Source organism: Shewanella glacialipiscicola (genome assembly GCF_023283485.1).
GTDB classification, from domain to species: domain Bacteria; phylum Pseudomonadota; class Gammaproteobacteria; order Enterobacterales; family Shewanellaceae; genus Shewanella; species Shewanella glacialipiscicola.
On sequence record NZ_JAKILU010000008.1, the window covers coordinates 1 to 12226 of the forward strand.

Below are 12226 nucleotides of genomic sequence, written 5' to 3' on the forward strand. Positions count from 1 at the left end.
ACTAACTTAAATTGGTGCGCGTGGAAGGAGTCGAACCTCCGACCGCCTGGTTCGTAGCCAGGTACTCTATCCAGCTGAGCTACACGCGCATGTTAAACGGTAAAACATTAGTACGACCGTAATCATACTAACTTAAATTGGTGCGCGTGGAAGGAGTCGAACCTCCGACCGCCTGGTTCGTAGCCAGGTACTCTATCCAGCTGAGCTACACGCGCATTTTAATACTTTGCTATAAGCAACTATTTACAAAATTTCTAATTGAAATTCAAAACTGATGAGTTAAAGATTAACTAATGCAGAGATGGTGCGCGTGGAAGGAGTCGAACCTCCGACCGCCTGGTTCGTAGCCAGGTACTCTATCCAGCTGAGCTACACGCGCGACTTGTATCTAATCTTATATCACACTTGAATAAAAAATGGTGCGCGTGGAAGGAGTCGAACCTCCGACCGCCTGGTTCGTAGCCAGGTACTCTATCCAGCTGAGCTACACGCGCATTATTTTCTATCGGTAAGAAATGGCGGAGAAGGAGGGATTCGAACCCTCGATGGGAGTTAAAGCCCATACTCCCTTAGCAGGGGAGCGCCTTCGGCCACTCGGCCACCTCTCCGTTTTCTTGGCGCACATATTACTGTTTGACGAAAATAAGTCAAACCCTTTTTCTGAAACAGATTCCATTTGAACTGTTTTTAATCACATTGCTGTTATATCAAGCCAATGTATTGATTTGCGCCAATCTTTTAAACTTAAAAATAAAAAAGCCAGCTAAAAACTGACTCTTCTGTTACCGCTATACTCTTGCCTAAACAAAGTATTAAAAGTTTCCATCTTCCGACGGTGTACCTGACTTTTCAGATTGGATGCGTTGGTAGATTTCTTCACGATGAACTGAAACCTCTTTAGGTGCATTTACACCGATACGCACTTGATTGCCTTTTACACCTAGCACTGTAACGGTGACTTCATCACCAATCATCAATGTTTCGCCAACACGACGAGTCAAAATCAGCATTCGATAGCTCCTTTATTTCTTAATTCAGCTTACACACGGCACTCATCCGGTAGATGGGCTTATTATAAGGTCAGCTTAGTACAAATTAATAGTATTCAATACGCAAACGGTTATTTAATTACACCTTATTTAGCTCGAAAGCGTGATGCAACGCTCGTACCGCCTTCTGTAAGTCCCTTTCATCGATAACGGTTGACAATTTACTCTCTGACATCGTGAGTAACTTAGCATGAATAGTTTCATTACCCAAGACTTCTAACATCTTAGCTAACAATCCTATTTTCGCCTGTAAACCTTTGCCAACTAAAGATACTTTTGCACGTTGCCGTTCAATAATCAATGGTCCAAGAGCAAGGCTTTCGCTTAATCCTTCGAGCTCATTAAGCAAAGTCTCCACCTTTGCTTCAGCGAGCATAAAACTCACTCGACCAGAGGGAGAGTCTTCATGTATCCGCAATGGCGAGATAAACTCTACATCGATTTCTAACCGAGTTAAGCACCCTAATAGGGCTTGATAGCGCTCACTGGTAGTAAACAGCCCTTCTATCGTCAGTGTCGCCAATGCTTTATTCACTGCAATGCCTTGGACTAACGAAGCCATACTTAATTCTGACTCATCGCCAAATTGAATTAACGTGCCCTGCCCAGCTTCAAAGCTTGATAACACCCGCAGCGGCACCCGAAAACGTTCGGCGTATTCAACCGAATCGGGATGCAATACTTTAGCGCCAAGCTTAGCCATTTCGAGCATGACATCAAAACCAATCACATCGAGGCGGCGGGCACTGCTATCGATATTAGGATCCGTGGTAAATACCCCTGCAACATCGGTAAAGATTTGGCACTCATCGGCGCCTAAAGCGGCCGCTAATGCAACGGCGGTGGTATCTGAACCGCCACGTCCTAATGTTGTAACATCACCGTGAGGATCTATCCCTTGGAACCCAGCGACGATTGGCACCACACCCTCATCAAGCAGAGATTGCAGATACTCAGTATCGACTCGCTCAATGCTGGCGCGACCAAATTGGCTATTAGTATGAATTTGCACTTGATCGCCAGTCAGAGATTTAGCCTTAATACCGCGGCGCTGCAGCGCCATCGACATCAGGGCAATACTCACTTGCTCACCGGTTGACACTAACATATCTAATTCGCGCGCACTGGCACGTGGATTAATTTGTGCAGCGAGGGCAAACAGGCGATTAGTCTCTCCTGCCATAGCAGATAAGACTAATACTTGTTGTTCACCACTGTGAGCTGACTTTGTAATTTGCTCAGCGACCGCTTCGATACGTTCAATAGAACCCACCGAAGTGCCGCCAAACTTTTTCACAAAAAGCTTGCTACCACTAAGCTTTCGTTTTTGGGGCACAGCAACCTCTTAAGCTAGACGCTCAGTAATCCAAGGTAATACTTGAGCCAATGCCGCATCCAGATTTTCTGGTTGGCTACCGCCCGCTTGAGCCATATCAGGACGACCGCCGCCTTTACCGCCGACTTGTGCAGCGACCATAGCAACCAACTCACCTGCTTTCACTTTGCTGATCAGATCGTTACTCACGCCAGCGATCAGGTTTACTTTACCTTCCTGCGCAGTGCCAAGAACGATAATGGCCGATTTCAATTTCTGTTTTAATTCATCTTGCAAACCGCGTAATGAGCTTGCTTCAACGCCATCTAACTTTTTAATGAGTACGTTAACGCCATTGATCACCACAGCATCACCGACTAAGTCAGCACTCGCTGCCGCGGCTAACTTATCTTTCAACTGCGCCATTTCTTTTTCGAGTTGCTTCATTTTGTCGAGCTGCGCTTTTAACTTAGCGACCACTGAGTTGGCATCGCCTTTCAATAAGGCTGCAGCTTCTTCCAGTTCAGCTTGTTGTTGTGCCACATAAGCTATTGCTGCTGCACCGGTAACCGCTTCGATACGACGCACACCCGCTGCAATACCCGCTTCTGAAGTGATTTTAAATAAACCAATATCGCCCGTGCGGCCAACATGGGTACCTCCGCATAATTCGATGGAGAAATCCCCCATAGTCACAACACGCACTTGTGAGTCATATTTCTCACCAAAGAGTGCCATAGCGCCTTTCTCTTTGGCTTCGTCGATGCCCATTTCAGCGGTTTTAAGTTCATGGTTACGGCGAATTTGAGTGTTAACTAATTCTTCAACTTGTTTTAATTCAGCCGCTTTAACGCCTTCAAAATGAGAGAAGTCAAAACGTAAACGATCAGGGTCAACCAAAGAACCTTTTTGCGTGACATGTGTACCAAGCACTTGGCGCAGCGCAGCATGTAGCAAATGGGTAACTGAATGATTGAGTTGAGTGCGGTGACGCAGCTTTTTGTCGACTTTAGCTTCAACCACTTGGCCAACGCTTAAACTACCCACAGATAAAACACCTTGATGACCCGTGGCTTGACCATATTTTTGTGTGTCGTTAACCGTAAACTCAATACCGCTAGCAACCAATTGGCCTTTATCGCCCACTTGACCGCCAGATTCAGCGTAGAAAGGTGTTACATCAAGCACCACAACCGCTTCATCACCCGCCTTGATAGCCGTCACTGACTCACCGTTTTGATAAATCGCTGTAACTTTAGCTTGGCCGGTTAATTCGGTATAACCACAAAACTCAGTTTGCGCATCAATTTTCAGCGCCGCGTTATAATCTGCACCAAAGTTACCGGCAGCTTGTGCGCGGCTACGTTGCTCAGCCATGGCGACGTCAAAACCTACCTCGTCAACAATGATATTACGCTCACGACATACGTCAGCGGTTAAATCCATTGGGAAGCCATAGGTGTCATACAACTTAAATACGGTTTCGCCATCTAATGTTGTGCCTTTTAACTCGTTTAAGGCAGCATCTAAAATGCCTAAACCACGTTCAAGCGTACGGGCAAATTGCTCTTCTTCTGCTTTTAATGCTTTTTCAACAATGGCTTGAGTTTCAGCGAGCCCTGTTGCAGCATCACCCATCACAGCGATCAAAGACGGCACTAGCTTATAGAAGAATGCTTCGGTCGCGCCTAACTTGTTGCCATGGCGAACAGCGCGGCGAATAATGCGGCGCAGTACATAACCACGGCCTTCGTTCGATGGCATCACGCCATCAGCAATTAAAAAGGCACATGAACGAATATGATCGGCAATCACTCGTAGCGACTTTTCAGATAAATCGCTGACGCCGATGATTTCTGCCGCTTTAGCGATCAAAGTACGGAATATGTCTATTTCGTAGTTAGAGTGAACGCCTTGCATAATCGCGGCAATACGCTCAATCCCCATGCCAGTATCAACTGATGGCTTAGGTAAAGGCAGCATTTCACCCGATGCTTGGCGGTTGTACTGCATGAAAACGATATTCCAGATCTCGATGAAACGGTCACCATCTTCTTCAGGACTACCAGGACGGCCGCCCCAAATGTGATCGCCATGGTCATAAAAAATTTCAGAACATGGACCGCAAGGGCCAGTATCACCCATTTGCCAAAAGTTATCTGACGCATAAGCTGCGCCTTTGTTATCACCGATACGGATAATATTTTCGGCAGCAACACCAATCTTTTTATTCCAGATTTCAAAGGCTTCATCATCTGTTTGATAAATAGTGACGCACAGACGCTCTTTCGGCAGCTTTAGCGTTTCGGTCAAGAACGTCCAGCCAAAACGAATCGCTTCTTCTTTAAAATAATCACCAAAACTGAAGTTACCCAGCATTTCAAAAAAGGTGTGATGACGTGCGGTGTAGCCTACGTTATCTAAATCGTTATGCTTACCACCAGCACGTACACAACGTTGAGCAGTGGTCGCACGCGTATAATTGCGTTTGTCCATGCCAAGAAACACGTCCTTGAATTGGTTCATGCCCGCATTGGTAAATAAAAGTGTCGGATCGTTGCTTGGCACTAATGAACTGCTGTCCACAACTTGATGGCCATTGCTGCGGAAAAATTCGAGGAAAGCGCTTCTTAGCTCTGCTGTAGTTTGATACATGAAATCGTCCTGAATTGGGTAAGCATTACCAGCTAAGCCTTAGGCTAGCCGTATTTCTATTTGCCCAGCATTATAAGCAGACTGAGAAGCAACGACCAGTGTTGATTAGGGATATATATCGCCAAACCAGCCCAAAACGGCCGATTTAACGGGAATTTAACCCACTATTTAACGCGCTTTAGGTAAGCTCATTAATCGTCCTGCACAAATGGGATCCACGCTATATGTCTAGATTACGGCCATTTATAAAACCTAACGGGATAAGTGACCCATTGCCAATGCAGCACTCAGTGCTTTATTAGCGAGTGGACACCAGATGTCAGGATAGGATGGTGAGAAGCAAAACATGCAAAAAATGCTAATCGAAGACTCTGTCATTTTAGTGATAACGGCAATGTTTAAGCGAATAGATATACAGCGGGATGAGGTGAGAAAGTCTCAAAATGTGAATATTTGGGGATGAGCTTTTTATACTGCTATTTTGTACCGCTATTTTTTAAACTGGGTTATTAATTATTCTCGTCAAGATCATTAGGATCTACAGCTAATGCATAACTAATTTGATCGTAGCTAAAACCTTGGCCCATTAAAAAACGTACCCGTTTAGCTTTCTCCTTAGCAATAAGATCGCGAGCCGTTGAGCCCTTAACCTCTGTGACGCGTGGAATACCGTATTTTTTTATCGCTTTGTCTTTTGCAAGCTCAAACCAATCACAATCACTATTCGTCAAAGCCGCTTCAATACAATCTTTAGATAGGCCTTTCTGCGCAATAGCTTGGCGGATTCGAATTGCACCGTGGCCTCGACTAATGTGGCTACGCACTAATAGCTCGGCATAACGATTGTCATTGATAAAACCTGATGACTCACAAGCATCGAGTGCGGGTTCGATATCGATGAGATCAAAGCCTTTTTCAAGCAGTTTATCGCGGACTTGTAGGCGGGAATAATCGCGGCGCGCTAACAGCGCGACCGCGATTTGACGGGCAGACTGGCTCAGAATACTTCGCCTGTCTCTAAATCAACATTATCATCGCTATGTGATACTTTATCAGTAGCAGGTATGCCACCTTTGCTGAGCAACAATTCACGTAAAGTAGCGTCAATTTCAGCAGCAATCGCTGGATTTTCAGTTAAGAAACGTCCTGCATTGGCACGGCCTTGACCAATTTTCTCACCTTTATAACTATACCAAGCACCCGCTTTCTCAACCAATTTATGCGCTACACCTAAATCGACTAACTCGCCTGTACGGTTAATACCTTGGCCATAGAGAATTTGGAATTCGGCTTGCTTAAAGGGGGCTGCAATTTTGTTTTTAACGACTTTAACGCGTGTTTCGTTACCAATAACTTCATCGCCATCTTTAATCGCGCCAGTACGGCGAATATCTAAGCGTACAGAAGCATAGAACTTCAGTGCGTTACCACCCGTGGTCGTTTCTGGGTTACCGAACATCACACCAATCTTCATACGGATTTGGTTGATGAAAATAAGTAACGTATTAGATTGCTTTAAGTTACCCGCAAGCTTACGCATCGCTTGGCTCATCATACGTGCCGCTAAGCCCATATGAGAATCACCAATTTCGCCTTCAATTTCAGCTTTAGGCGTTAAGGCAGCCACTGAGTCGACAACAATGACATCAACAGCGCCAGAGCGAGTTAATGCATCACAAATTTCCAGTGCTTGCTCACCCGTATCTGGTTGTGAACAAAGTAGGTTATCAATATCTACACCTAATTTTTTTGCATAAATAGGGTCTAGTGCATGCTCAGCATCGATAAAAGCACAGGTTTTCCCCTGACGTTGCGCTGCGGCAATCACTTCTAACGTCAATGTCGTTTTACCCGATGATTCAGGGCCATAGATCTCAACAATACGACCCATAGGTAAACCACCCGCACCCAGAGCGACGTCCAGAGACAGAGAACCGGTAGAAATGGTCTCAACATCCATTGAGCGATCTTCGCCCAGCTTCATGATGGAGCCTTTACCAAATTGTTTTTCAATCTGGCTCAATACTGCAGCAAGTGCTTTCTCTTTATTTGGATCGACCTTCATTCCAGTTCCCTCATTAAGACAAGCCATAAGCTGTCAAAAGTGATATTCAATTTAAAAACGGGTAATTCAAAAAGCAGGGCTTTTTGCCTTAATTCTGCTGACTAGTATACTGTACAATCATACAGTATCAAGACCTGTGGCTGAATTATTTTTAGCTTAGGATATTTTTCAATCTGGTTAAGGTTTTAGCGAATATAAAATCAGATAAGCTATCACCTTACCGAATATGCATGCTTAAGGGCGCAATTTTCGATAAATTATTGCTAAGATTGGCGTAACTAATTTTGAGTGAATTTTAAAGCTAAAACTTATACTGCGGTCTTCTGCTAACATAGCGCTTAATGACCATAGCAAACTGATATCGCCTTTAGGCAGCCACAACGGACGATAACGATTTAATGAATGCAATTGATACCAATGATTTAGAAAAACATACCCCTATGATGCGTCAATACTTGGCGATGAAAGCAGAACATCACGACATGTTGCTTTTCTACCGAATGGGTGACTTTTACGAGTTGTTTTATGATGATGCTAAACGAGCATCTGAATTATTGGGCATTTCACTTACTGCGCGTGGTAAAAGTGGTGGCGACCCAATTCCCATGGCAGGACTCCCTTACCATGCTGTAGAAGGTTATCTTGCAAAATTAGTTCAAATTGGCCAATCGGTTGCCATATGCGAACAAATTGGCGATCCAGCAACCTCTAAAGGGCCGGTTGAACGTAAAGTCGTGCGTATCGTCACGCCAGGAACATTAACCGACGAAGCACTGCTGCAAGAACGCCAAGACAACCTGTTAGCGGCGGTTTATCAAGGTAAAATTGGCTTTGGTTATGCGACGTTAGATGTGTCATCTGGACGTTTTGTCATTGCTGAACTTGACACTATAGAGTCGTTAGAAGCTGAGTTACAGCGCACAAACCCTGTAGAAATTCTCTACAGTGAAGATTTTGGTGAGCTTAGGCTGCTCAGCGGCTTTAAGGGCAAACGCCGTCGCCCGGAATGGGAGTTTGATTACGACACTAGTCTTAAATTATTGCTGACCCAGTTTGGTACGAAAGACTTGCATGGTTTTGGGGTCGCTGACGCACGTCTATCCTTACAGGCGGCGGGTTGTTTGATGCAATATGTCAAAGATACCCAGCGCACAGCTCTGCCCCATATCAATGCCATTACTCGCTTCAATCAAAGCGATAGCATAGTACTGGATGCCGCAACGCGTCGTAATCTAGAACTCACCCAAAATCTTGCCGGTGGGCGCGATAATACCTTAGCCGCCGTTTTAGATAACACAGCTACGCCTATGGGCAGCCGCATGTTGCAGCGCTGGATCCATCAACCGTTGCGCGATCCAAATCAAATTCGCGCTCGCCAACAGGCTATATCAGAACTGCTCGATAACGCCGCGTACGAGAGCCTGCATGAACAGCTAAAAGCCCTTGGCGATATTGAACGTATCATGGCAAGACTCGCCCTGCGCACCGCGCGTCCAAGGGATTTTGCCCGTTTACGCCAAGCACTGAGTCTTTTGCCTGCGTTGCAACTGAGTTTAAGTACACTAAGCGCACCGCATACAGTCAAATTATGTCAATACTTGGGCGAATTTCCTGAGCAACAAACGCTACTCGAGCGCGCGATAGTGGATAATCCACCTATGCTCATTCGCGATGGCGGCGTGATCCGTGAAGGCTACGACAGCGAATTAGATGAATGGCGGGCACTGAGTGAAGGTGCGAGTGACTATTTAGTACAACTCGAAGCCAGAGAGAAAGAACGTACCGGTATCAATACACTTAAAGTAGGTTATAACCGCGTACACGGTTATTACATTGAAGTAAGCCGCCTACAATCAGCACAAGTACCGCTTGATTACCAACGCCGTCAAACCCTTAAAAATATGGAGCGCTATATCACGCCCGAACTTAAGGTGTACGAAGAAAAAGTGTTGTCGAGCCAAGGTAAAGCGCTGGCACTCGAAAAGCAGTTATGGGAACAGTTATTCGATCTAATCTTACCCAAATTACATGAATTACAAGCTTTTGCACGGGCAGCAGCTGAGCTTGATGTGCTAAGTAACTTTGCCGAGCGCGCAGAAACCTTAGGCTACACCTGCCCTGAATTAAGCCTAGATATTGGCGTGCAGATTAATGCTGGTCGTCACCCTGTGGTTGAGCGCGTCAGCCAAACGCCTTTTATCGCTAACCCAGTCACCTTGCACCCTCAAAGACGCATGTTGATTGTTACGGGCCCTAATATGGGTGGTAAATCAACGTACATGCGCCAAGTGGCCTTGATTACGCTTATGGCACATATTGGCTGTTTTGTTCCAGCAGAATATGCCCTTATTGGCCCAATCGATCGCATATTTACGCGTATTGGTGCATCAGACGATCTGGCATCTGGCCGCTCAACCTTTATGGTGGAGATGACTGAAACTGCAAATATTTTGCACAATGCAACGGCTAGTAGCCTAGTGTTAATAGATGAAATTGGCCGCGGGACATCCACCTATGATGGCTTATCACTCGCTTGGTCAGCAGCAGAATATTTAGCCCAGCAGGTCGGCGCCATGACCTTATTCGCAACACATTATTTTGAGCTTACTCAGTTACCTGAACTCATTACCGGTATTTATAACGTGCACCTTGATGCGATTGAGCACGAAGACACCATTGCTTTTATGCACGCAGTACAGGAAGGCGCGGCCAGTAAAAGTTACGGTTTGCAAGTTGCAGCGCTGGCTGGTGTCCCCAGTAAAGTGATTAAAGCAGCCAAACATAAGCTACAACAATTAGAGAGCCGTGATCATCAATCAGAAGGCGCAAAAATGCCAATCCAAAGCTTACTCGCGCTATCTGAGCCTCTTGAAAACCCAGCGTTAACGAAGTTAAGCAGTATTAACCCAGATAATCTAAGTCCAAAACAAGCACTTGATTTACTCTATGAGCTGAAGCGTTTGAGCTAAACGGCTTGGTTGAATTAATACGCTGGATAAGCTGATATTGATGGAAATGTAAAAACAATAACGCCCACAATCGTGGGCGTTTTACTTTATTTACCGCATCAAGTGCCAATAGGATGGCTGGCGATTATCCAAAGAGAAGCAGAAAACTGCCCTTAGTCTCTAAATAAAGCCTCAACCGATAGGCCTTGTGATCCCAATAAGTCCCGTAAACGTTTTAGCGCTTCTACTTGAATTTGGCGCACGCGTTCACGAGTTAACCCAATTTCAGCCCCCACATCTTCAAGCGTAGAAGGTTCATAACCTAACAAACCAAAACGACGGGCTAATACTTCTCTTTGCTTAGTATTTAGCTCATTAAGCCACTTAACAATTGAGTTAGAGATGTCTTCATCTTGCACTTTATAATCAGGACCAACGCTATCATCATCGGCTAAAATATCCAGTAATGCCTTCTCGCTATCGCCGCCTAATGGGGTATCCACAGAGGTAATTTTTTCATTCAATTTAAGCATACGACTAACATCTGAACTAGAAACCTGTAATTTTTCAGCGATTTCTTCGGCTGTAGGCTCGTGATCGAGTTTTTGAGCTAACTCGCGGGCAGTACGTAAGTACACGTTCAGCTCTTTAACAACATGAATTGGCAAACGGATAGTACGAGTTTGGTTCATAATGGCACGTTCAATGGTTTGTCTAATCCACCAAGTCGCATAGGTTGAAAAACGGAAACCTCTTTCGGGATCAAACTTCTCAACGGCGCGAATTAAGCCTAAATTGCCTTCTTCAATAAGATCAAGCAGGGCTAAACCACGATTGTTGTAACGACGTGCAATCTTAACTACCAGACGTAAATTACTTTCGATCATGCGATTGCGGGATTTGGCACAGCCTTTTAAAGCTTTACGGGAAAAGTAAACTTCTTCTTCTGCGCTTAGCAACGGGGAAAAACCGATCTCACCTAGATAAAGCTGAGTGGCATCAAGATTTTTTTGTAGGTCTTCTTGAACCTGTTGTTCTATACCTAGCTCTTGGACTAAATCGGGGTTCGCGTCTTTTTCCAGATCAATGTCTGTGGTTTCAATGGAAAAATCGACTAGTGCTTTTGCGGCAGTGCTATTTATGCGGCTCATGATTAAATCTCCCAAACCTAATTAAATTGCTGAATTATTACAATTTTATATCCTCCATTTGCCAACAAGGCCCCAAACAATCATTGTTTAGGTAAATAAGTAAGTGGGTTTACAGATTTTCCATGGTAACGAATTTCAAAATGTAGCATTACCCGATTAGCACCTGTATTACCCATTTTTGCAACGGTTTGTCCAGCGAGGACATGTTGCTTCTCTTTAACTAAGATCGTATCCGTATGAGCGTAAGCACTCAGATAATCGTCACTGTGTTTAATAATAACTAAATTACCGTAACCCCGAAGAGCACTTCCTGCATATACCACCCGCCCATCTGCAGCAGCTTTGATGATATCTCCTCGATTGCCAGCGATCTTAATTCCTTTATTTCCCTGCTCATTGGCAGAGTAAGTTCCTATTAATGTTCCTTTTACTGGCCACTCCCACTGACTCACGCTCGCTGGCAGTGTAGAAGTAGGTGCGCCCCGAACATCGTTAACAATTTGTTTTGAACTTGTTACAGGGTACGCAGGCTTTACTTTCTGATCAAGTGTTATTTTTTGTTCTTGCTTTAACCGGGCATCTGCTTTAGAAATCGACTTAACAGACTGATCTGCAATACCTTTACCTCCCTGCCCGCCCTTAGTCGTCGTGGCTCCGCTATCTATAGTCGGTGGTTTTGACTTAACGCTATTCTTAACCGTTGTGAGAGATAACACCTGTCCGGGATAAATTGTATAAGCGTTATCTAATTGGTTTAATTTAGCTATTTCAGAGAAATCTTTTCCTGCCGCCCACGAAATAGAGTAAAGCGTGTCACCTTTTTTAACTTTATATGAATTCGATTTAATGTGGCCTCTGCCATTTTTAGCATAGCTATGGGAAGCATTTTCGACAGGTGCAGGACGACTGGCCTGAAAGCTACAGCCTACAAGCAGAAATACAAAACATAGGTTTAAGAGTAAACCCGCATTTAACAATAAAAACTCCTTGATAGGGTTGGATTACTGTTTATGATGAGAAAAGTGCGGCCGAAAAAATATTGA

Annotated in this window: 8 protein-coding genes and 5 tRNA genes; 1 reads left to right on the forward strand and 12 read right to left on the reverse strand. The window is 44.7% G+C overall.

Going from position 1 to position 12226, the window contains the following annotated elements; genetic code table 11:
- Positions 1-12: 12 nt before the first annotated feature.
- From L2717_RS08365 to recA, 10 genes are all read right to left on the reverse strand, one after another.
- Positions 13-89 (reverse strand) — tRNA-Arg (locus tag L2717_RS08365).
- Positions 90-138: 49 nt separating this feature from the next.
- Positions 139-215: transfer RNA gene (locus L2717_RS08370), tRNA-Arg, on the reverse strand.
- A gap of 87 nt (positions 216-302) precedes the next feature.
- Positions 303-379 (reverse strand) — tRNA-Arg (locus L2717_RS08375).
- Positions 380-417: 38 nt separating this feature from the next.
- Positions 418-494: transfer RNA gene (locus L2717_RS08380), tRNA-Arg, on the reverse strand.
- A 22-nt stretch (positions 495-516) separates the two neighbouring features.
- A tRNA-Ser gene (locus L2717_RS08385) sits at positions 517-608 on the reverse strand.
- Between the two features lie 204 nt (positions 609-812).
- Complete coding sequence (gene csrA / locus L2717_RS08390; protein WP_076496509.1) at positions 813-1010, reverse strand: carbon storage regulator CsrA; 198 nt, start codon at positions 1008-1010, stop codon at positions 813-815.
- 118 nt (positions 1011-1128) lie between these two features.
- The gene (locus tag L2717_RS08395; RefSeq protein ID WP_220773572.1) at positions 1129-2385 is read right to left on the reverse strand and encodes an aspartate kinase; all 1257 of its coding nucleotides are present in this window, start codon (positions 2383-2385) and stop codon (positions 1129-1131) included.
- Between the two features lie 9 nt (positions 2386-2394).
- On the reverse strand, positions 2395-5019 hold the full coding sequence (gene alaS / locus L2717_RS08400; protein ID WP_220773573.1) for an alanine--tRNA ligase: 2625 nt from the start codon (positions 5017-5019) through the stop codon (positions 2395-2397).
- 509 nt (positions 5020-5528) lie between these two features.
- A complete protein-coding gene (locus tag L2717_RS08405) occupies positions 5529-5999 on the reverse strand; it encodes a regulatory protein RecX (RefSeq protein ID WP_373316151.1) in 471 nt (156 codons plus the stop codon).
- A gap of 17 nt (positions 6000-6016) precedes the next feature.
- Positions 6017-7084, reverse strand: a complete 1068-nt coding sequence (gene recA / locus L2717_RS08410; protein WP_220773574.1) for a recombinase RecA — start codon at positions 7082-7084, stop codon at positions 6017-6019.
- Positions 7085-7482: 398 nt separating this feature from the next.
- Between recA and mutS the strand changes: the two genes are divergently transcribed.
- Positions 7483-10053 (forward strand): DNA mismatch repair protein MutS, encoded by a 2571-nt coding sequence (gene mutS, locus L2717_RS08415; protein ID WP_220773575.1) that lies wholly within the window; start codon positions 7483-7485, stop codon positions 10051-10053.
- A gap of 152 nt (positions 10054-10205) precedes the next feature.
- On the opposite strand, the gene rpoS is transcribed toward mutS, so the two are convergent.
- Both rpoS and L2717_RS08425 read right to left on the reverse strand, forming a co-directional pair.
- Positions 10206-11183 (reverse strand): RNA polymerase sigma factor RpoS, encoded by a 978-nt coding sequence (rpoS, locus tag L2717_RS08420; protein WP_220773576.1) that lies wholly within the window; start codon positions 11181-11183, stop codon positions 10206-10208.
- Between the two features lie 80 nt (positions 11184-11263).
- The gene (locus L2717_RS08425; protein ID WP_248938028.1) at positions 11264-12160 is read right to left on the reverse strand and encodes a peptidoglycan DD-metalloendopeptidase family protein; all 897 of its coding nucleotides are present in this window, start codon (positions 12158-12160) and stop codon (positions 11264-11266) included.
- Positions 12161-12226: the final 66 nt, after the last annotated feature.